The following is a 16755-nucleotide window of genomic DNA, read 5'->3' on the forward strand; positions in this document are numbered from 1 at the left end:
TTCACCCAATCGCGATGGACGACGGTCTGCGTTTCGCAATCCGTGAAGGCGGCCGTACTGTAGGCGCTGGTGTTGTTGCTAAAGTTATCGCTTAATCGCGAATAATTTTTCGACACAAAAAAGGGCACTTCGGTGCCCTTTTTTTATGCAATTTGTACAAATCTTAATTGAAATAAAAACCATTCCTATTTAGACTCAATGCATTGGTTAAGAAGTGAGTCTCTCTATGTATGTATGTCTGTGTAATGCGGTGACTGACAAAGCGATCCGTAATGCGGTGCGTCAGCACAATCCCCATACCATGAAGCAACTGCGTGAACTTGTGCCGATTGGTACCGATTGTGGAAAGTGCATTCGTCAGGCAAGACAGATTATGGTGGAGGAACGCGGAACTATCATCCCAATGCATGAAGTTGCCTAACAAAGGGTAAGGTTATTTTTGACTCTTGGCTTACAGGTTCTACACTTTTAGAACTGGCCAGGAGGAGTTACCTATGAAAGGCGATAAAAAGATCATTGCTCACCTCAATAAACTGCTCGGCAACGAGCTGGTTGCCATCAATCAATATTTCCTGCACGCCCGCATGTTCAAGAATTGGGGCTTAATGCGCCTCAACGACAAGGAATATCACGAGTCGATCGACGAAATGAAACATGCCGATCGCTACATCGAGCGTATCCTGTTCCTGGAAGGGATACCGAATCTGCAAGATCTCGGCAAGCTGAACATCGGCGAAGACATTGAAGAGATGCTGCGTTCCGATCTGGCGCTGGAGCTGGCGGGCGCCAAGAACCTGCGCGAAGGCATCGCCTATGCCGATTCGATCCACGATTACGTTAGCCGCGATTTGATGATTGATATCTTGGCCGATGAAGAAGAGCATATCGACTGGCTGGAAACGGAGCTGGATCTGATTGCCCGTCTCGGTATTCAGAACTATGCCCAGGCCCAGATTTTAGAGCGCAAAGAGTAAGCCTTCCGTCCATTCGTCATCGTCTCTCCTGCCGGCGGCCGTTTTATCGGTGGGGCAGGGGAGAGTGTTCCCGCCAAGCCTAATTCATTCCCTGTTCACCGTGTTAACACGCCAACTGCCAATGAACGCGCAAAAATGACGATTTCCTGAGCATATTTCCAACTGCGGCTTGCTTCCTGGGCCATTTTGCGTATAATGCGCGGGCTTACCTAATCTTGGTAAGCCTGATTTTAGCGAATCAGTCGATTGGCAGGCCTTTTTTGCCTTTCGAACAATACTCCCGATATGGGGGTTATATGTTGACGATTACACTCCCCCATCAATCGAAATGGGTGTGAGGAGTAATTATTTACGTTTATAAATAATTGGAGCTCTGGTCTCATGCAGAACCAAAGAATCCGTATCCGCCTGAAAGCGTTTGATCATCGTCTGATCGATCAATCAACCGCGGAAATCGTCGAGACTGCAAAGCGCACTGGTGCGCAAGTCCGTGGTCCGATCCCGCTGCCAACTCGCAAAGAGCGCTTTACCGTTCTGATTTCTCCGCACGTCAACAAAGACGCGCGCGATCAGTACGAGATTCGCACTCACAAGCGTCTGGTTGACATCGTTGAGCCAACCGAGAAAACCGTTGATGCTCTGATGCGTCTGGATCTGGCTGCCGGTGTAGACGTGCAGATCAGCCTGGGTTAATCAGGTCATTGAGCGATTGAGAGGTTGAAACAATGATTGGTTTAGTCGGTAAAAAAGTGGGTATGACCCGTATCTTCACTGAAGATGGCGTTTCTATCCCAGTAACCGTAATTGAAATTGAAGCGAACCGCGTGACTCAGGTTAAAAGCCTGGACACCGACGGTTACCGTGCCGTTCAGGTTACCACTGGTAGCAAAAAAGCTAACCGTGTAACCAAGCCGGAAGCGGGCCATTTCGCTAAAGCTGGCGTTGAAGCTGGCCGTGGTCTGTGGGAATTCCGCCTGGAAGAAGGTCAAGAATTCGCTGCAGGTCAGGAAATTAGCGTAGAAATCTTCGCTGACGTTAAAAAAGTCGATGTTACCGGTACTTCTAAAGGTAAAGGTTTTGCTGGCACTGTTAAGCGCTGGAACTTCCGTACCCAAGACGCTACCCACGGTAACTCCTTGTCTCACCGCGTTCCGGGTTCTATCGGTCAGAACCAGACTCCGGGCAAAGTGTTCAAAGGCAAGAAAATGGCTGGCCACCTGGGTGATGAGCGCGTAACCGTTCAGAGCCTGGACGTAGTACGTGTTGACGCTGAGCGCAACCTGCTGCTGGTTAAGGGTGCTGTACCGGGCGCAACCGGTGGCAACCTGATCGTTAAACCAGCTGTGAAGGCGTAAGGGGATAGCAATGGAATTAGTATTGAAAGACGCGCAAAGCGCGCTGACTGTTTCCGAAACTACCTTCGGTCGTGATTTCAACGAAGCGCTGGTACACCAGGTTGTTGTTGCTTATGCAGCAGGTGCCCGTCAAGGTACCCGTGCTCAGAAGACCCGTGCTGAAGTAACTGGTTCCGGCAAAAAGCCATGGCGTCAGAAAGGCACCGGCCGTGCGCGTTCAGGTTCTGTAAAGAGCCCGATCTGGCGTTCAGGCGGCGTGACCTTTGCTGCTAAGCCACAGGACCACAGTCAGAAAGTAAACAAAAAGATGTACCGCGGCGCGCTGAAAAGCATCCTGTCCGAACTGGTACGTCAAGATCGTCTGATCGTTGTCGAGAAGTTCTCTGTAGAAGCACCTAAAACTAAGCTGCTGGCACAGAAACTGAAAGATATGGCTCTGGAAGACGTGCTGATCGTGACCGGTGAACTGGATGAGAATCTGTTCCTGGCAGCTCGCAACCTGTACAAGGTTGACGTGCGCGATGTAGCAGGTATCGATCCGGTTAGCCTGATCGCCTTCGACAAAGTGGTTATGACTGCTGATGCTGTGAAGCAAGTTGAGGAGATGCTGGCATGATCCGTGAAGAACGTTTGCTGAAAGTGCTGCGTGCACCGCACGTATCTGAAAAAGCATCCGCTGCGATGGAAAAAAGCAACACCATCGTTCTCAAAGTTGCCAAAGACGCGACCAAAGCAGAAATCAAAGCTGCAGTGCAGAAACTGTTTGAAGTCGAAGTCGAAGACGTGAACACCCTGGTTGTTAAAGGGAAAGTGAAACGTCACGGTCAGCGTGTTGGTCGTCGTAGCGACTGGAAAAAAGCTTACGTCACCCTGAAAGAAGGCCAGAATCTGGACTTCATCGGCGGCGCAGAGTAAGTCGGAGGAGTAAGAACAATGGCAATTGTTAAATGTAAACCTACATCTCCGGGTCGTCGCCACGTTGTTAAAGTGGTTAACCCTGAGCTGCACAAGGGTAAACCTTATGCCCCGCTGCTGGAAAAACTGAGCAAAAGCGGTGGTCGTAACAACAATGGCCGTATCACCACCCGTCATATCGGTGGTGGCCACAAGCAACATTATCGTCTGGTTGACTTCAAGCGCAACAAAGACGGTATCCCTGCTGTGGTTGAGCGTCTGGAGTACGATCCGAACCGTTCCGCGAACATCGCGCTGGTTCTGTACAAAGACGGCGAACGCCGTTACATCCTGGCGCCGAAAGGCCTGAAAGCTGGTGACCAGATTCAATCTGGCGTTGATGCTGCAATCAAAGCGGGTAACACCCTGCCGATGCGCAACATTCCAGTTGGTTCAACGGTTCACAACGTAGAAATGAAACCAGGCAAAGGCGGCCAGATGGCTCGCTCCGCTGGTGCCTACGTTCAGATCGTTGCTCGTGATGGTTCCTACGTAACTCTGCGTCTGCGCTCCGGCGAAATGCGTAAAGTTCCAGCTGATTGCCGCGCCACCCTGGGTGAAGTCGGTAACGCTGAACACATGCTTCGCGTTCTGGGTAAAGCAGGTGCTGCACGTTGGCGTGGTGTTCGTCCTACCGTTCGCGGTACGGCGATGAACCCGGTAGATCACCCGCACGGTGGTGGTGAAGGTCGTAACTTTGGTAAGCACCCGGTAACTCCGTGGGGCGTTCAGACCAAAGGTAAGAAGACCCGTAGCAACAAGCGTACTGATAAGTTCATCGTACGTCGCCGTAGCAAAAAATAATTAGAGGATAAGCCATGCCACGTTCTCTCAAGAAAGGTCCTTTTATTGACCTGCACTTGCTGAAGAAGGTAGAGAAAGCGGTGGAAAGCGGTGACAAGAAGCCTTTGCGCACTTGGTCCCGTCGTTCAACGATCTTTCCTAACATGATCGGTTTGACCATCGCTGTCCATAATGGTCGTCAGCACGTACCAGTGTTCGTTTCCGATGAAATGGTCGGTCACAAACTGGGTGAATTCGCGCCGACTCGTACTTATCGCGGCCATGCGGCTGATAAAAAAGCTAAAAAGCGCTAAGGTAGGAGGAAGAGATGGAAACTATCGCTAAACATCGCCACGCTCGTTCTTCTGCTCAGAAGGTTCGCCTTGTTGCTGACCTGATTCGCGGTAAGAAAGTGTCGCAAGCTCTGGAAACTCTGACCTACACCAACAAGAAAGCTGCTGGTCTGGTTAAGAAAGTGCTGGAGTCTGCCATTGCTAACGCAGAACACAACGATGGCGCTGACATCGATGATCTGAAAGTTACGAAAATCTTCGTAGACGAAGGCCCAAGCATGAAGCGCATTATGCCGCGTGCAAAAGGTCGTGCAGATCGCATCCTGAAGCGCACCAGCCACATTACTGTGGTTGTGTCCGATCGCTGAGACTCTGGAGACTAGCAATGGGTCAGAAAGTACATCCTAATGGTATTCGCCTGGGTATTGTCAAACCTTGGAACTCTACTTGGTATGCGAATACCAAAGAATTCGCTGACAACCTGGACAGCGACTTTAAAGTTCGTCAATTCCTGACTAAGGAACTGTCGAAAGCTTCCGTTTCTCGCATCGTTATCGAGCGTCCTGCGAAGAGCATCCGTGTGACCATTCACACTGCTCGCCCAGGCATCGTTATCGGCAAGAAAGGTGAAGACGTCGAAAAACTGCGCAAGGTCGTAGCGGACATCGCTGGCGTTCCTGCACAGATCAACATCGCCGAAGTCCGTAAACCGGAACTCGACGCTAAATTGGTTGCTGACAGCATCACTTCTCAGCTGGAACGTCGCGTTATGTTCCGTCGTGCTATGAAGCGTGCAGTACAGAACGCAATGCGTCTTGGCGCTAAAGGTATCAAAGTTGAAGTAAGCGGCCGTCTTGGCGGCGCTGAAATCGCACGTACCGAATGGTACCGCGAAGGTCGTGTTCCATTGCACACTCTGCGTGCGGACATCGACTACAACACATCTGAAGCGCACACCACTTATGGTGTAATCGGCGTTAAGGTATGGATCTTCAAAGGTGAGATCCTGGGTGGTATGGCTGCAGTTGAACAACCGGAACCGGCTGCTCAACCTAAAAAGCAGCAGCGTAAAGGCCGCAAGTAAGGAGAGTCGCTGATGTTACAACCAAAGCGTACAAAATTCCGTAAGGTGCACAAGGGCCGCAACCGTGGTCTGGCGCAAGGTACGGATGTTAGCTTCGGCACTTTCGGTCTGAAAGCTGTTGGCCGTGGCCGTCTGACTGCTCGTCAAATCGAAGCAGCTCGTCGTGCAATGACTCGTGCAGTTAAGCGTCAAGGCAAGATCTGGATCCGTGTATTCCCGGACAAACCGATCACCGAGAAGCCGCTGGAAGTGCGTATGGGTAAAGGTAAGGGTAACGTGGAGTATTGGGTTGCCCTGATCCAGCCTGGTAAGGTCCTGTACGAAATGGACGGCGTGCCAGAAGAGGTTGCCCGCGAGGCATTCAAACTGGCAGCAGCGAAACTGCCGATCAAAACCACCTTTGTAACTAAGACGGTGATGTAATGAAAGCACAAGAGCTGCGTGAAAAAAGCGTTGAAGAGCTGAATGCCGAGCTGCTCAACCTGCTGCGTGAGCAATTCAACTTGCGCATGCAGGCGGCCAGTGGCCAGCTGCAACAAACTCACCTGTTGAAACAAGTGCGTCGTGACGTCGCACGCGTTAAGACTTTACTGACTCAAAAGGCGGGTGTGTAAATGACTGAAGTTATCCGTACCCTGCAGGGTCGTGTTGTTAGCGATAAAATGGAGAAATCCATCGTTGTTGCTATCGAGCGTACTGTGAAGCACCCAATCTACGGGAAATTCATCAAACGTACGACCAAGCTGCACGTACATGACGAGAACAACGAATGTGGTACCGGCGACGTGGTTGAAATCCGCGAATGCCGCCCACTGTCCAAGACCAAGTCCTGGACGTTGGTTCGCGTTGTAGAGAAAGCGATTCTGTAATAGAGTAGCTGGCTCTCACTTAATAAACGGCTCAGAAAATGAGCCGTTTATTTTTTCTACCCATACCAAGTAAGCGGTGTTATAATGCTGCGCCCTCGGTTATGGGGCTTTTCAACGGCCTAATTTTTACTTGGGTCTTTAAAGTAGTAGTTGACATTAGCGGAGCACTAAAATGATCCAAGAACAGACTATGCTGAACGTCGCCGACAACTCCGGTGCACGTCGCGTAATGTGTATCAAGGTTCTAGGTGGCTCGCACCGTCGCTACGCAGGCGTCGGCGACATCATCAAAATTACCATCAAGGAAGCAATTCCTCGCGGTAAGGTGAAGAAAGGCGATGTTCTGAAGGCGGTAGTGGTGCGCACCAAGAAGGGTGTACGTCGCCCGGACGGTTCTGTCATTCGCTTCGATGGCAATGCATGCGTTATTTTGAACAATAACAGCGAGCAGCCAATCGGTACGCGTATTTTTGGGCCGGTAACTCGTGAACTGCGTAATGAGAAGTTCATGAAAATTATCTCTCTGGCACCAGAAGTACTCTAAGGAGCGAACATGGCAGCGAAGATCCGTCGTGATGACGAAGTTATCGTGATTACCGGGAAAGACAAAGGTAAGCGCGGTAAAGTAAAAAATGTCCTGTCTGCTGGCAAGGTCATTGTTGAAGGCATCAACCTGGTTAAGAAACACCAGAAGCCGGTTCCGGCTCTGAACCAACCAGGCGGCATTGTTGAGAAAGAAGCTGCAATTCAGGTTTCTAACATTGCTATCTTCAACGCGGCTACCGGCAAGGCTGACCGTGTAGGCTTTAGATTCGAAGACGGCAAAAAAGTCCGTTTCTTCAAATCTAACAGCGAAACTATCAAGTAATTTGGAGTAATACGATGGCGAAACTGCATGATTACTACAAAGACGAGGTAGTCAAACAACTGATGTCTCAGTTTGATTACAACTCTGTCATGCAAGTCCCTCGGGTCGAGAAGATCACCCTGAACATGGGTGTTGGTGAAGCGATTGCTGACAAGAAACTGCTGGATAACGCAGCAGCGGACCTGGCAGCTATCTCCGGTCAAAAACCGTTGATCACCAAAGCCCGCAAATCCGTTGCAGGCTTCAAAATCCGTCAGGGCTATCCGATCGGCTGTAAAGTAACTCTGCGTGGCGAACGCATGTGGGAGTTCTTTGAGCGTCTGATCTCCATTGCTGTTCCACGTATCCGTGACTTCCGTGGCCTGTCCGCCAAGTCATTCGATGGCCGTGGCAACTACAGCATGGGCGTGCGTGAGCAAATCATCTTCCCAGAAATCGACTACGACAAAGTCGATCGCGTTCGTGGTTTGGATATTACCATTACCACTACTGCGAAATCTGATGATGAAGGCCGCGCGCTGCTGGCTGCTTTTAACTTCCCGTTCCGCAAGTAAGGCAGGGTTACTGATGGCTAAGCAATCAATGAAAGCACGCGAAGTCAAGCGCGTGAAATTAGCTGACAAGTTCTTTGCAAAACGCGCTGAACTGAAAGCTATTATCTCTGATGTGAACGCATCCGATGAAGATCGTTGGAATGCCGTTCTCAAGCTGCAAACTCTGCCGCGTGATTCCAGCCCGTCTCGTCAGCGTAAACGCTGCCGCCAAACTGGCCGTCCACATGGTTATGTGGGCAAATTCGGGTTGAGCCGTATTAAGCTTCGTGAAGCCGCTATGCGCGGTGAAGTACCAGGCTTGAAAAAGGCTAGCTGGTAATTACCAATTGAATCACGGGAGTAAAGACAGATGAGCATGCAAGATCCGATCGCGGATATGCTGACCCGTATCCGTAACGGTCAAGCCGCGAACAAAGTTGCGGTCACCATGCCTTCCTCCAAGCTGAAAGTGGCAATTGCCAACGTGCTGAAGGAAGAAGGTTTTATTGAAGATTTCAAAATCGAAGGCGACGCCAAGCCTGTTCTGGAACTGGTACTGAAGTACTTCCAGGGCAAAGCTGTGGTAGAAAGCATTCAACGTATCAGCCGTCCAGGTCTGCGCATCTACAAGAAAAAAGATGAGCTGCCAAAAGTTATGGCCGGTTTGGGTATCGCTGTTGTTTCTACCTCTAAAGGTGTTATGACCGATCGTGCAGCTCGCCAGGCTGGTCTTGGTGGCGAGATTATCTGCTACGTAGCTTAATTCGGGAGGAAAGAATGTCTCGTGTTGCAAAAGCACCCGTCGTCATTCCTGCCGGCGTAGAGGTAAAACTCAACGGTCAGGTTATTTCGATTAAGGGTAAAAACGGCGAGTTGACTCGTACTATCCACGACGCCGTTGAAGTGAAGCAAGAAGCTAACGCACTGACTTTCGCTCCGCGCGAAGGTTTTGCTAACGCATGGGCCCAAGCGGGTACCACGCGCGCTCTGCTGAACGCAATGGTTGTTGGTGTTACCGAAGGCTTCACCAAGAAGCTTCAACTGGTAGGTGTTGGTTATCGTGCTGCCGTTAAAGGCAACGTGGTGAATTTGGCCCTGGGCTTCTCTCACCCTATCGATCACCAGCTGCCGGCAGGTATCACTGCTGAATGCCCAAGCCAAACTGAAATCGTGCTGAAAGGCGCTGATAAGCAGGTAATTGGCCAGGTAGCAGCAGATCTGCGCGCTTACCGTCGTCCTGAGCCTTACAAAGGCAAGGGTGTTCGTTACGCCGACGAAGTCGTGCGTACCAAAGAGGCTAAGAAGAAGTAAGGTAACACTATGGATAAGAAATCTGCTCGTATCCGTCGTGCGACCCGCGCACGCCGCAAGCTCCAAGAGCTGGGTGCAACCCGCCTGGTGGTACATCGTACCCCGCGTCACATTTACGCACAGGTGATTGCTCCAAACGGTTCTGAAGTACTGGTAGCCGCTTCTACTTTAGAAAAAGCTATCGCGGAGCAACTGAAGTATTCCGGTAACAAAGACGCAGCAGCAGCCGTAGGTAAAGCTCTGGCTGAGCGCGCGTTGGAAAAAGGGATTGCGAAAGTATCCTTTGACCGTTCCGGTTTCCAATATCATGGTCGAGTCCAGGCACTGGCAGATGCTGCCCGTGAAGCTGGCCTTCAGTTCTAAGGAAGAGGTTTAAGATGGCTCACATCGAAAAACAAGCTGGCGAACTGCAGGAAAAGCTGATCGCGGTAAACCGCGTATCTAAAACCGTAAAAGGTGGCCGTATTTTCAGCTTTACCGCACTGACTGTAGTTGGTGATGGTAACGGTCGCGTTGGTTTTGGCTACGGCAAAGCACGCGAAGTTCCAGCAGCGATCCAGAAAGCGATGGAAAAAGCCCGTCGCAACATGATGAACGTCGCGCTGAACAGCGGCACCCTGCAGCACCCTGTTAAGGGCGCTCACACGGGTTCTCGCGTGTTCATGCAGCCTGCTCATGAAGGTACCGGTATCATCGCGGGCGGTGCAATGCGCGCCGTTCTCGAAGTTGCTGGGGTGCACAACGTATTGGCTAAAGCTTATGGTTCCACCAACCCGATCAACGTGGTTCGTGCAACTATCGACGCTCTGGCGAATATGAAGTCTCCTGAAATGGTCGCTGCTAAGCGTGGTAAATCCGTTGCCGACATTCTGGGGTAATTGACCATGGCTAAGACTATTAAAGTTACACAAACTCGCAGCTCAATTGGCCGTCTGCCGAAGCATAAAGCTACTCTGCTCGGTCTGGGTCTGCGTCGTATTGGTCACACCGTAGAGCGCGAGGATACTCCTGCTGTTCGCGGTATGGTCAACCTGGTTTCCTACATGGTTAAAGTTGAGGAGTAACAGATGCGTTTAAATACTCTGTCTCCGGCTGAAGGTGCCAAGCATGCGCCTAAGCGTGTAGGTCGTGGTATTGGTTCTGGCCTGGGTAAAACCGGCGGCCGTGGTCACAAAGGTCAGAAGTCTCGTTCTGGCGGTGGCGTACGTCGTGGTTTCGAAGGTGGTCAGATGCCTCTGTACCGTCGTCTGCCGAAATTCGGCTTCACTTCACGCAAAGCGATGATCACGGCAGAAGTTCGTCTGTCTGAACTGGCTCTGGTTGAAGGCGATGTTATCGACCTGAACGCGCTGAAAGCCGCTAACGTAGTTGGTGTCCAGATCGAATTCGCGAAAGTTGTACTTTCTGGCGAAGTCGCTCGTCCGGTAACCCTGCGTGGTCTGCGTGTCACCAAAGGCGCTCGTGCTGCTATCGAGGCTGCTGGCGGTAAAATTGAGGAATAAGTAGCAGATGGCTAAGCAACCAGGATTAGATTTTCAAAGTGCTAAAGGCGGGCTCGGCGAGCTGAAGCGCAGACTTTTGTTTGTCATCGGCGCGCTGATTGTCTTCCGCATCGGCTCTTTCATTCCGATTCCTGGTATCGATGCCACTGTGCTTGCCAAATTGCTTGAGCAGCAGAGAGGCACTATCATTGAAATGTTTAACATGTTCTCTGGTGGTGCCCTCAGCCGTGCTTCTATCTTTGCTCTGGGGATCATGCCGTATATTTCGGCGTCGATCATTATCCAGCTGCTGACGGTGGTTCATCCGGCGTTGGCGGAAATCAAGAAAGAAGGGGAGGCTGGCCGTCGCAAGATTAGTCAGTACACCCGTTACGGTACGCTGGTATTGGCCATATTCCAGTCGATCGGTATTGCTACCGGTCTGCCGAATATGCCTGGTATGCAGGGCCTGGTGTTAAACCCAGGCTTTGCATTCTACTTTACTGCGGTTGTGAGCTTGGTCACCGGGACAATGTTCCTGATGTGGCTGGGTGAGCAGATTACTGAGCGCGGTATCGGCAACGGTATCTCGATCATTATCTTCGCGGGTATTGTAGCGGGGCTCCCGCCGGCAGTGGCCCATACTATCGAGCAAGCGCGGCAAGGCGACCTGCACTTCCTCCTGCTGCTGTTGGTTGCAGTATTGGTGTTTGCAGTAACCTTCTTCGTTGTTTTCATCGAGCGTGGTCAACGTCGTATCGTCGTTAACTATGCGAAGCGTCAACAAGGTCGTCGTGTTTATGCAGCACAGAGTACACACTTACCGTTGAAAGTGAACATGGCGGGTGTTATCCCGGCGATTTTCGCTTCCAGCATTATTCTGTTCCCGGCCACGATTGCATCATGGTTTGGGGGCGGTACCGGTTGGAACTGGCTGACTACGATTTCGCTGTATTTGCAGCCAGGGCAACCGCTTTATGTGTTACTCTATGCGTCTGCAATCATCTTCTTCTGTTTCTTCTACACGGCGTTGGTATTCAACCCGCGTGAGACAGCAGATAACCTGAAGAAGTCCGGTGCCTTCGTACCAGGAATTCGTCCGGGAGAGCAAACGGCGAAGTATATCGATAAAGTAATGACGCGTTTAACCCTGGTGGGCGCGATGTACATTACTTTCATCTGCCTGATCCCGGAGTTCATGCGTGATGCAATGAAAGTACCATTCTACTTTGGTGGTACCTCGCTACTGATCGTGGTTGTCGTCATCATGGACTTTATGGCTCAAGTGCAAACTCTGATGATGTCAAGTCAGTACGAGTCTGCATTGAAGAAAGCAAATCTGAAAGGCTATAACCGCTAGTCAGATTCGTTTGAGAAGTTACGGAGAGTAAAAATGAAAGTTCGTGCTTCCGTCAAGAAATTATGTCGTAACTGCAAAATCGTTAAGCGTAACGGTGTCGTTCGTGTGATTTGCAGCGCCGAGCCGAAGCATAAACAGCGTCAAGGCTGATTATCTCGCATATTTTTCTTGCAAAGTTGGGTTGAGCTGGCTAGATTAGCCAGCCAATCTTTTGTATGTCGCACTGCAACATTATTTGAGTATCCTGAAAACGGGCTTTTCAGAATGGTGTTGCTGTATAAAATAGTAGGAGTGCATAGTGGCCCGTATAGCAGGCATTAACATTCCTGATCATAAACATACCGTTATCGCCTTAACGTCGATCTTCGGTATCGGTAAAACCCGTTCACAGGCTATCTGTGCATCCACGGGTATTGCTGAAAATGTTAAGATCAGTGAGCTGTCTGAAGAGCAAATCGAAAAGCTTCGTGATGCAGTTGCCAAATACACCGTTGAGGGTGATTTGCGTCGTGAAATTACCCTGAGCATCAAGCGTCTTATGGACCTTGGTTGCTATCGTGGTTTGCGTCATCGTCGTGGTCTGCCGGTACGCGGTCAGCGCACCAAGACCAACGCTCGTACCCGTAAGGGTCCGCGCAAGCCGATCAAGAAATAATCGGGGTTATTGAATAATGGCAAAGGCACCTGTTCGTACACGTAAGCGTGTAAGAAAGCAAGTCTCTGACGGCGTGGCTCATATCCATGCTTCTTTCAACAACACCATCGTTACCATCACTGATCGTCAGGGTAATGCTTTGGGTTGGGCAACAGCCGGTGGTTCCGGTTTCCGTGGTTCTCGTAAGTCCACTCCGTTCGCAGCACAGGTTGCAGCAGAACGTTGTGCTGACGCAGTAAAAGAATACGGTATCAAGAACCTGGAAGTTATGGTTAAAGGACCTGGTCCTGGTCGTGAGTCTACTATCCGCGCTCTGAACGCGGCTGGTTTCCGCATCACTAATATTACTGATGTGACTCCGATCCCTCATAACGGTTGTCGTCCGCCGAAAAAGCGCCGCGTGTAACGCAGCTTTTAGGATTGTTGGAGAAAGAAAATGGCAAGATATTTGGGTCCTAAGCTCAAGCTGAGCCGTCGTGAGGGCACAGACCTGTTCCTTAAGTCTGGCGTTCGCGCGATCGATTCCAAGTGTAAAATTGAACAAGCACCTGGTCAGCACGGTGCGCGTAAACCGCGTCTGTCTGATTACGGTGTTCAGTTGCGTGAGAAGCAGAAAGTTCGCCGTATGTACGGCATTCTGGAGCGTCAATTCCGTAACTATTACAAAGAAGCAACCCGCCTGAAGGGCAACACCGGTGAAAACCTGTTGCAGCTGCTGGAAGGTCGTCTGGACAACGTTGTTTACCGTATGGGCTTCGGCGCTACTCGTGCAGAGTCACGTCAGCTGGTTAGCCACAAAGCAGTTATGGTAAACGGTCGCGTTGTTAACATCGCTTCTTATCAGGTATCTCCGAATGACGTAGTCAGCATCCGCGAGAAAGCTAAAAAGCAGTCTCGTGTTAAAGCTTCTCTGGAGCTGGCTGAGCAGCGTGAAAAGCCGACTTGGCTGGAAGTTGATGCTGCTAAGATGGAAGGCGTGTTCAAGCGTATGCCTGAACGTACCGATCTGTCTGCGGACATTAACGAACACCTGATCGTCGAGCTTTACTCCAAGTAAAGCTTAGTACCAAAGAGAGGACACAATGCAGGGTTCTGTGACAGAGTTTCTAAAACCGCGCCTGGTAGATATCGAGCAAGTCAGTTCGACGCACGCCAAGGTGACCCTTGAGCCTTTAGAGCGTGGCTTTGGCCATACTCTTGGCAACGCACTGCGCCGTATTCTGCTTTCATCTATGCCGGGTTGCGCGGTGACCGAGGTTGAGATTGATGGTGTACTGCATGAGTACAGCACCAAAGAAGGCGTACAGGAAGATATCCTGGAGATCCTGCTCAACCTGAAAGGGCTGGCGGTGAGAGTTCAAGGCAAAGACGAAGTTATTCTTACCCTGAATAAATCTGGCATTGGCCCTGTGACCGCTGCCGACATCACCCATGATGGTGATGTCGAAATCGTCAAGCCTCAGCACGTGATCTGCCACCTGACTGATGAGAACGCGGCTATCAGCATGCGTATCAAAGTTCAGCGCGGTCGCGGTTATGTGCCGGCTTCTGCCCGAATTCATTCGGAAGAAGATGAGCGCCCAATCGGTCGTCTGTTGGTTGACGCCTGCTACAGCCCTGTAGAGCGTATCGCCTACAATGTTGAAGCTGCGCGTGTAGAACAGCGTACTGACTTGGATAAGCTGGTCATCGAGATGGAGACCAATGGCACGATCGATCCTGAAGAGGCGATCCGCCGTGCGGCCACCATTCTGGCTGAACAACTTGAAGCTTTCGTTGACCTGCGTGATGTACGTCAGCCGGAAGTTAAAGAAGAGAAACCGGAATTCGATCCGATCTTGCTGCGCCCTGTTGACGATCTGGAATTGACTGTCCGCTCTGCTAACTGCCTCAAGGCAGAAGCTATCCACTACATCGGTGATCTGGTACAGCGTACCGAGGTTGAGTTGCTGAAAACGCCAAACCTGGGTAAAAAATCTCTTACCGAGATTAAAGACGTGCTGGCCTCACGTGGTCTGTCTCTGGGCATGCGCCTGGAAAACTGGCCGCCGGCAAGCATTGCTGACGAGTAACCGGATCACAGGTTAAGGTTTTACTGAGAAGGATAAGGTCATGCGCCATCGTAAGAGTGGTCGTCAACTGAACCGTAACAGCAGCCATCGCCAGGCTATGTTCCGTAACATGGCCGGCTCTTTGGTTCGTCATGAGATCATCAAGACGACCCTGCCAAAAGCAAAAGAGCTGCGTCGCGTTGTTGAGCCGCTGATTACTCTTGCCAAGACCGACAGCGTAGCTAATCGTCGTCTGGCATTCGCCCGTACTCGTGATAACGAGATCGTGGCAAAACTGTTTAACGAGCTGGGCCCGCGTTTCGCGAGCCGTGCCGGTGGTTACACTCGCATTCTGAAGTGTGGCTTCCGCGCAGGCGACAACGCGCCGATGGCATACATCGAGCTGGTTGATCGTGCTGAGTCTCAAGCAGAAGTAGCAACTGCAGAGTAATCTGTAGACGCGTAAAAAAACCGGGCTTGCCCGGTTTTTTTACGTCCAAATCCAGCCAAATGTGCTCAATTCCCCCGTCGTGCTTAAGATCCCCGCTCCTATCCGTTATGCTTAGACTCATTCAATAAGCTCACTGAGGCTGTCTGTTATGGGGTTGCTCGACCAATGGGCGGAACGTCATATCCTTGATGCCCAGGATAAAGGCGAGTTCGACAATCTGCCCGGCCAGGGACAACCGCTCGTGCTGGACGATGACAGCGCGGTGCCTGCTGAGCTACGCGCCGGTTACCGCCTGCTGAAAAATGCCGGTTATCTGCCGCCGGCGCTGGAAGATCGCAAAGAGGCATTAACCGTTGCTCACTTACTGCAAGGGATCAACAGTGAGCATCCGGACTATGTCGATCTCAGCAAGCGCATGGCGCTGCTGGAACATCGGTTACGTCACGCTGGAATGAGCACGGACTTCTTGCATGGCGAATATCAGCGTGCGCTGGACGGTAAACTCACCCGAGAGGAGAAGTAATGTTCAAGATAGGTCAGTTGGCCAAGCTTGCCGAAGTGACGCCGGATACCGTGCGTTACTATGAAAAGCAGGGCATGATGGATCACAATGTCCGTACTGAAGGCGGTTATCGGCTGTACACCGAGCAGGATCTGCAGCGGCTGCGTTTTATCCGCTATGCCAAGCAGTTAGGCTTTACTCTGGAAACGATCGCCGAGCTGCTGTCGATCCGGGTCGATCCGGAACATCACACCTGCCAGGAATCGAAGTCTATCGTTGATGCGCGCCTGAGCGAAGTGGAAAGCAAGTTGGCGGAGCTGACCCGGATGCGTGAATCGTTGAAACGGCTGAGCGACGCCTGCTGCGGTACCGCCCATACCAGCAACTACTGTTCGATCCTGGAAGCTTTGGAACAGGGCGCCAGCGATGACAAAGGCAAAAAAGGTTGCTGACGGCACTTTAATTTTTATATCGCCGGCAGTATTATCGCCCCGTTTTATCCCTCATATTTTACAGGAGCATTATCATGACGAAATATCGTCACACCAAAGGCCAGATTCAAGATAACGCCATTGAGGCGCTGCTGCATGACCCGCTATTCCGTCAGCGGGTAGAAAAGAATGTGAAAGGCAAAGGCAGCTATCGACGTAAAGAAAAACACAACAAAGGCGGTAACTGGGAGGCCAGTGGCAAACTATCAAACGATAATTTACCACTGGCCTTCTGGTTTTAAGGCATTAAAAAAGCCACCTTCATCCGGTGGCTTTTTATTGGCATAACCAAATGCTGTCTTACAGTTTTGGCTGCTGTTGATGGCTCAGCAAATCACGGATTTCCGTCAGCAGTTTCTCTTCTGCAGTAGGTTCTGGCGGCGCTGCCGGAGCTTCTTCTTGTTTGCGGCGCATTTTGTTCATCAATTTAATCGCCAGGAAGATGGCGAAGGCGACAATCACGAAGTCAAATACGGTTTGGATGAATGAACCGTAGTTCATTACCACCGCCGGTACGGCGCCCTGAGCTTCACGTAATACCAGATGGAACTGTTTAAAGTCGACACCGCCGATCAGTAAGCCCAGCGGAGGCATGATGATATCAGCGACGAAGGATGAAACAATCTTGCCGAACGCGGCGCCGATAATCACACCGACGGCGAGATCGACCACGTTGCCGCGCATGGCAAATTCGCGAAACTCTTTCAACATACTCATAGAACGCACCCCTTGCAGAATTA

Annotated in this window: 34 protein-coding genes and 1 pseudogene; 34 read left to right on the forward strand and 1 reads right to left on the reverse strand. The window is 51.0% G+C overall.

The window, feature by feature from the left end:
* From ITX55_RS23550 to ITX55_RS23715, 34 genes and pseudogenes are all read left to right on the forward strand, one after another.
* Nucleotides 1-95, forward strand: a pseudogene (locus tag ITX55_RS23550) (elongation factor Tu); the annotation flags it as partial.
* A gap of 131 nt (nucleotides 96-226) precedes the next feature.
* A complete protein-coding gene (gene bfd, locus ITX55_RS23555) occupies nucleotides 227-421 on the forward strand; it encodes a bacterioferritin-associated ferredoxin (RefSeq protein WP_015379266.1) in 195 nt (64 codons plus the stop codon).
* A 73-nt stretch (nucleotides 422-494) separates the two neighbouring features.
* Nucleotides 495-974 carry a bacterioferritin gene (bfr, locus tag ITX55_RS23560; protein WP_004929784.1) on the forward strand — a complete coding sequence of 160 codons (480 nt, stop codon included), beginning with the start codon at nucleotides 495-497 and terminating at the stop codon, nucleotides 972-974.
* Nucleotides 975-1355: 381 nt separating this feature from the next.
* Nucleotides 1356-1667 (forward strand): 30S ribosomal protein S10, encoded by a 312-nt coding sequence (gene rpsJ / locus ITX55_RS23565; RefSeq protein WP_001181005.1) that lies wholly within the window; start codon nucleotides 1356-1358, stop codon nucleotides 1665-1667.
* A gap of 32 nt (nucleotides 1668-1699) precedes the next feature.
* On the forward strand, nucleotides 1700-2329 hold the full coding sequence (rplC, locus tag ITX55_RS23570; protein ID WP_015379265.1) for a 50S ribosomal protein L3: 630 nt from the start codon (nucleotides 1700-1702) through the stop codon (nucleotides 2327-2329).
* A 10-nt stretch (nucleotides 2330-2339) separates the two neighbouring features.
* Entirely contained in the window at nucleotides 2340-2945 is a 606-nt protein-coding gene (rplD, locus tag ITX55_RS23575) for a 50S ribosomal protein L4 (protein WP_004929779.1), read from the forward strand.
* A complete protein-coding gene (gene rplW / locus ITX55_RS23580; RefSeq protein ID WP_004951179.1) occupies nucleotides 2942-3244 on the forward strand; it encodes a 50S ribosomal protein L23 in 303 nt (100 codons plus the stop codon). The genes rplD and rplW overlap by 4 nt, the downstream gene beginning before the upstream one ends.
* A gap of 18 nt (nucleotides 3245-3262) precedes the next feature.
* Nucleotides 3263-4087 (forward strand): 50S ribosomal protein L2, encoded by an 825-nt coding sequence (rplB, locus tag ITX55_RS23585; RefSeq protein WP_004929775.1) that lies wholly within the window; start codon nucleotides 3263-3265, stop codon nucleotides 4085-4087.
* Between the two features lie 14 nt (nucleotides 4088-4101).
* Nucleotides 4102-4380, forward strand: a complete 279-nt coding sequence (rpsS, locus tag ITX55_RS23590; RefSeq protein WP_004929772.1) for a 30S ribosomal protein S19 — start codon at nucleotides 4102-4104, stop codon at nucleotides 4378-4380.
* Between the two features lie 14 nt (nucleotides 4381-4394).
* Nucleotides 4395-4727: a 50S ribosomal protein L22 gene (gene rplV, locus ITX55_RS23595; protein WP_002223844.1), complete on the forward strand. Its 333-nt coding sequence runs from the start codon at nucleotides 4395-4397 to the stop codon at nucleotides 4725-4727.
* 17 nt (nucleotides 4728-4744) lie between these two features.
* On the forward strand, nucleotides 4745-5443 hold the full coding sequence (gene rpsC / locus ITX55_RS23600; protein WP_004929766.1) for a 30S ribosomal protein S3: 699 nt from the start codon (nucleotides 4745-4747) through the stop codon (nucleotides 5441-5443).
* Nucleotides 5444-5455: 12 nt separating this feature from the next.
* Nucleotides 5456-5866: a 50S ribosomal protein L16 gene (rplP, locus tag ITX55_RS23605; protein ID WP_004929764.1), complete on the forward strand. Its 411-nt coding sequence runs from the start codon at nucleotides 5456-5458 to the stop codon at nucleotides 5864-5866.
* The gene (rpmC, locus tag ITX55_RS23610; RefSeq protein WP_004929762.1) at nucleotides 5866-6057 is read left to right on the forward strand and encodes a 50S ribosomal protein L29; all 192 of its coding nucleotides are present in this window, start codon (nucleotides 5866-5868) and stop codon (nucleotides 6055-6057) included. The genes rplP and rpmC overlap by 1 nt, the downstream gene beginning before the upstream one ends.
* Nucleotides 6058-6312, forward strand: a complete 255-nt coding sequence (rpsQ, locus tag ITX55_RS23615) for a 30S ribosomal protein S17 (protein ID WP_004929760.1) — start codon at nucleotides 6058-6060, stop codon at nucleotides 6310-6312. It abuts the gene before it with no gap.
* Nucleotides 6313-6484: 172 nt separating this feature from the next.
* Complete coding sequence (gene rplN / locus ITX55_RS23620) at nucleotides 6485-6856, forward strand: 50S ribosomal protein L14 (protein WP_000613954.1); 372 nt, start codon at nucleotides 6485-6487, stop codon at nucleotides 6854-6856.
* A gap of 9 nt (nucleotides 6857-6865) precedes the next feature.
* A complete protein-coding gene (gene rplX, locus ITX55_RS23625; protein WP_004929758.1) occupies nucleotides 6866-7180 on the forward strand; it encodes a 50S ribosomal protein L24 in 315 nt (104 codons plus the stop codon).
* 14 nt (nucleotides 7181-7194) lie between these two features.
* A complete protein-coding gene (gene rplE / locus ITX55_RS23630; protein ID WP_004929756.1) occupies nucleotides 7195-7734 on the forward strand; it encodes a 50S ribosomal protein L5 in 540 nt (179 codons plus the stop codon).
* A gap of 13 nt (nucleotides 7735-7747) precedes the next feature.
* Nucleotides 7748-8053, forward strand: a complete 306-nt coding sequence (gene rpsN, locus ITX55_RS23635; protein ID WP_004929754.1) for a 30S ribosomal protein S14 — start codon at nucleotides 7748-7750, stop codon at nucleotides 8051-8053.
* A gap of 30 nt (nucleotides 8054-8083) precedes the next feature.
* On the forward strand, nucleotides 8084-8476 hold the full coding sequence (gene rpsH, locus ITX55_RS23640) for a 30S ribosomal protein S8 (RefSeq protein WP_004929753.1): 393 nt from the start codon (nucleotides 8084-8086) through the stop codon (nucleotides 8474-8476).
* A gap of 14 nt (nucleotides 8477-8490) precedes the next feature.
* Nucleotides 8491-9024 carry a 50S ribosomal protein L6 gene (gene rplF, locus ITX55_RS23645; RefSeq protein ID WP_004929751.1) on the forward strand — a complete coding sequence of 178 codons (534 nt, stop codon included), beginning with the start codon at nucleotides 8491-8493 and terminating at the stop codon, nucleotides 9022-9024.
* A 9-nt stretch (nucleotides 9025-9033) separates the two neighbouring features.
* Complete coding sequence (gene rplR / locus ITX55_RS23650) at nucleotides 9034-9387, forward strand: 50S ribosomal protein L18 (protein WP_004929748.1); 354 nt, start codon at nucleotides 9034-9036, stop codon at nucleotides 9385-9387.
* A 14-nt stretch (nucleotides 9388-9401) separates the two neighbouring features.
* The gene (rpsE, locus tag ITX55_RS23655) at nucleotides 9402-9902 is read left to right on the forward strand and encodes a 30S ribosomal protein S5 (RefSeq protein WP_004929747.1); all 501 of its coding nucleotides are present in this window, start codon (nucleotides 9402-9404) and stop codon (nucleotides 9900-9902) included.
* Between the two features lie 6 nt (nucleotides 9903-9908).
* Nucleotides 9909-10088 (forward strand): 50S ribosomal protein L30, encoded by a 180-nt coding sequence (rpmD, locus tag ITX55_RS23660; RefSeq protein ID WP_048232028.1) that lies wholly within the window; start codon nucleotides 9909-9911, stop codon nucleotides 10086-10088.
* A gap of 3 nt (nucleotides 10089-10091) precedes the next feature.
* A complete protein-coding gene (rplO, locus tag ITX55_RS23665; RefSeq protein ID WP_004929742.1) occupies nucleotides 10092-10526 on the forward strand; it encodes a 50S ribosomal protein L15 in 435 nt (144 codons plus the stop codon).
* Nucleotides 10527-10533: 7 nt separating this feature from the next.
* The gene (secY, locus tag ITX55_RS23670; RefSeq protein WP_004929740.1) at nucleotides 10534-11865 is read left to right on the forward strand and encodes a preprotein translocase subunit SecY; all 1332 of its coding nucleotides are present in this window, start codon (nucleotides 10534-10536) and stop codon (nucleotides 11863-11865) included.
* A 33-nt stretch (nucleotides 11866-11898) separates the two neighbouring features.
* Nucleotides 11899-12015 carry a 50S ribosomal protein L36 gene (gene rpmJ / locus ITX55_RS23675; RefSeq protein ID WP_002227352.1) on the forward strand — a complete coding sequence of 39 codons (117 nt, stop codon included), beginning with the start codon at nucleotides 11899-11901 and terminating at the stop codon, nucleotides 12013-12015.
* A 148-nt stretch (nucleotides 12016-12163) separates the two neighbouring features.
* On the forward strand, nucleotides 12164-12520 hold the full coding sequence (gene rpsM, locus ITX55_RS23680; RefSeq protein WP_004929734.1) for a 30S ribosomal protein S13: 357 nt from the start codon (nucleotides 12164-12166) through the stop codon (nucleotides 12518-12520).
* Between the two features lie 16 nt (nucleotides 12521-12536).
* Nucleotides 12537-12926 (forward strand): 30S ribosomal protein S11, encoded by a 390-nt coding sequence (gene rpsK, locus ITX55_RS23685; RefSeq protein ID WP_004929731.1) that lies wholly within the window; start codon nucleotides 12537-12539, stop codon nucleotides 12924-12926.
* A gap of 30 nt (nucleotides 12927-12956) precedes the next feature.
* On the forward strand, nucleotides 12957-13577 hold the full coding sequence (rpsD, locus tag ITX55_RS23690; RefSeq protein WP_004929729.1) for a 30S ribosomal protein S4: 621 nt from the start codon (nucleotides 12957-12959) through the stop codon (nucleotides 13575-13577).
* Nucleotides 13578-13602: 25 nt separating this feature from the next.
* Nucleotides 13603-14592, forward strand: coding sequence for a DNA-directed RNA polymerase subunit alpha (gene rpoA, locus ITX55_RS23695; protein WP_002919219.1), 990 nt, complete (start codon nucleotides 13603-13605; stop codon nucleotides 14590-14592).
* 40 nt (nucleotides 14593-14632) lie between these two features.
* Nucleotides 14633-15022 carry a 50S ribosomal protein L17 gene (gene rplQ / locus ITX55_RS23700; protein ID WP_004929726.1) on the forward strand — a complete coding sequence of 130 codons (390 nt, stop codon included), beginning with the start codon at nucleotides 14633-14635 and terminating at the stop codon, nucleotides 15020-15022.
* 148 nt (nucleotides 15023-15170) lie between these two features.
* On the forward strand, nucleotides 15171-15545 hold the full coding sequence (locus tag ITX55_RS23705; protein ID WP_033645242.1) for a DUF1992 domain-containing protein: 375 nt from the start codon (nucleotides 15171-15173) through the stop codon (nucleotides 15543-15545).
* Entirely contained in the window at nucleotides 15545-15976 is a 432-nt protein-coding gene (gene zntR / locus ITX55_RS23710; RefSeq protein WP_016930321.1) for a Zn(2+)-responsive transcriptional regulator, read from the forward strand. The genes ITX55_RS23705 and zntR overlap by 1 nt, the downstream gene beginning before the upstream one ends.
* A 74-nt stretch (nucleotides 15977-16050) precedes the next feature.
* On the forward strand, nucleotides 16051-16257 hold the full coding sequence (locus tag ITX55_RS23715) for an alternative ribosome-rescue factor A (RefSeq protein ID WP_004929720.1): 207 nt from the start codon (nucleotides 16051-16053) through the stop codon (nucleotides 16255-16257).
* A 58-nt stretch (nucleotides 16258-16315) separates the two neighbouring features.
* On the opposite strand, the gene mscL is transcribed toward ITX55_RS23715, so the two are convergent.
* Entirely contained in the window at nucleotides 16316-16732 is a 417-nt protein-coding gene (gene mscL, locus ITX55_RS23720; RefSeq protein WP_033645241.1) for a large-conductance mechanosensitive channel protein MscL, read from the reverse strand.
* Nucleotides 16733-16755: the final 23 nt, after the last annotated feature.

The organism is Serratia sp. EWG9, from assembly GCF_019913725.1.
GTDB lineage: Bacteria > Pseudomonadota > Gammaproteobacteria > Enterobacterales > Enterobacteriaceae > Serratia > Serratia ureilytica.

Bases quoted from the DNA above. Each gene is read 5' to 3' on its own strand.
- bfd (WP_015379266.1), top strand. From the start codon at position 227: ATGTATGTATGTCTGTGTAATGCGGTGACTGACAAAGCGATCCGTAAT.
- bfr (WP_004929784.1), top strand. From the start codon at position 495: ATGAAAGGCGATAAAAAGATCATTGCTCACCTCAATAAACTGCTCGGC.
- rpsJ (WP_001181005.1), top strand. From the start codon at position 1,356: ATGCAGAACCAAAGAATCCGTATCCGCCTGAAAGCGTTTGATCATCGT.
- rplC (WP_015379265.1), top strand. From the start codon at position 1,700: ATGATTGGTTTAGTCGGTAAAAAAGTGGGTATGACCCGTATCTTCACT.
- rplD (WP_004929779.1), top strand. From the start codon at position 2,340: ATGGAATTAGTATTGAAAGACGCGCAAAGCGCGCTGACTGTTTCCGAA.
- rplW (WP_004951179.1), top strand. From the start codon at position 2,942: ATGATCCGTGAAGAACGTTTGCTGAAAGTGCTGCGTGCACCGCACGTA.
- rplB (WP_004929775.1), top strand. From the start codon at position 3,263: ATGGCAATTGTTAAATGTAAACCTACATCTCCGGGTCGTCGCCACGTT.
- rpsS (WP_004929772.1), top strand. From the start codon at position 4,102: ATGCCACGTTCTCTCAAGAAAGGTCCTTTTATTGACCTGCACTTGCTG.
- rplV (WP_002223844.1), top strand. From the start codon at position 4,395: ATGGAAACTATCGCTAAACATCGCCACGCTCGTTCTTCTGCTCAGAAG.
- rpsC (WP_004929766.1), top strand. From the start codon at position 4,745: ATGGGTCAGAAAGTACATCCTAATGGTATTCGCCTGGGTATTGTCAAA.
- rplP (WP_004929764.1), top strand. From the start codon at position 5,456: ATGTTACAACCAAAGCGTACAAAATTCCGTAAGGTGCACAAGGGCCGC.
- rpmC (WP_004929762.1), top strand. From the start codon at position 5,866: ATGAAAGCACAAGAGCTGCGTGAAAAAAGCGTTGAAGAGCTGAATGCC.
- rpsQ (WP_004929760.1), top strand. From the start codon at position 6,058: ATGACTGAAGTTATCCGTACCCTGCAGGGTCGTGTTGTTAGCGATAAA.
- rplN (WP_000613954.1), top strand. From the start codon at position 6,485: ATGATCCAAGAACAGACTATGCTGAACGTCGCCGACAACTCCGGTGCA.
- rplX (WP_004929758.1), top strand. From the start codon at position 6,866: ATGGCAGCGAAGATCCGTCGTGATGACGAAGTTATCGTGATTACCGGG.
- rplE (WP_004929756.1), top strand. From the start codon at position 7,195: ATGGCGAAACTGCATGATTACTACAAAGACGAGGTAGTCAAACAACTG.
- rpsN (WP_004929754.1), top strand. From the start codon at position 7,748: ATGGCTAAGCAATCAATGAAAGCACGCGAAGTCAAGCGCGTGAAATTA.
- rpsH (WP_004929753.1), top strand. From the start codon at position 8,084: ATGAGCATGCAAGATCCGATCGCGGATATGCTGACCCGTATCCGTAAC.
- rplF (WP_004929751.1), top strand. From the start codon at position 8,491: ATGTCTCGTGTTGCAAAAGCACCCGTCGTCATTCCTGCCGGCGTAGAG.
- rplR (WP_004929748.1), top strand. From the start codon at position 9,034: ATGGATAAGAAATCTGCTCGTATCCGTCGTGCGACCCGCGCACGCCGC.
- rpsE (WP_004929747.1), top strand. From the start codon at position 9,402: ATGGCTCACATCGAAAAACAAGCTGGCGAACTGCAGGAAAAGCTGATC.
- rpmD (WP_048232028.1), top strand. From the start codon at position 9,909: ATGGCTAAGACTATTAAAGTTACACAAACTCGCAGCTCAATTGGCCGT.
- rplO (WP_004929742.1), top strand. From the start codon at position 10,092: ATGCGTTTAAATACTCTGTCTCCGGCTGAAGGTGCCAAGCATGCGCCT.
- secY (WP_004929740.1), top strand. From the start codon at position 10,534: ATGGCTAAGCAACCAGGATTAGATTTTCAAAGTGCTAAAGGCGGGCTC.
- rpmJ (WP_002227352.1), top strand. From the start codon at position 11,899: ATGAAAGTTCGTGCTTCCGTCAAGAAATTATGTCGTAACTGCAAAATC.
- rpsK (WP_004929731.1), top strand. From the start codon at position 12,537: ATGGCAAAGGCACCTGTTCGTACACGTAAGCGTGTAAGAAAGCAAGTC.
- rpsD (WP_004929729.1), top strand. From the start codon at position 12,957: ATGGCAAGATATTTGGGTCCTAAGCTCAAGCTGAGCCGTCGTGAGGGC.
- rpoA (WP_002919219.1), top strand. From the start codon at position 13,603: ATGCAGGGTTCTGTGACAGAGTTTCTAAAACCGCGCCTGGTAGATATC.
- rplQ (WP_004929726.1), top strand. From the start codon at position 14,633: ATGCGCCATCGTAAGAGTGGTCGTCAACTGAACCGTAACAGCAGCCAT.
- ITX55_RS23705 (WP_033645242.1), top strand. From the start codon at position 15,171: ATGGGGTTGCTCGACCAATGGGCGGAACGTCATATCCTTGATGCCCAG.
- zntR (WP_016930321.1), top strand. From the start codon at position 15,545: ATGTTCAAGATAGGTCAGTTGGCCAAGCTTGCCGAAGTGACGCCGGAT.
- ITX55_RS23715 (WP_004929720.1), top strand. From the start codon at position 16,051: ATGACGAAATATCGTCACACCAAAGGCCAGATTCAAGATAACGCCATT.
- mscL (WP_033645241.1), bottom strand. From the start codon at position 16,732: ATGAGTATGTTGAAAGAGTTTCGCGAATTTGCCATGCGCGGCAACGTG.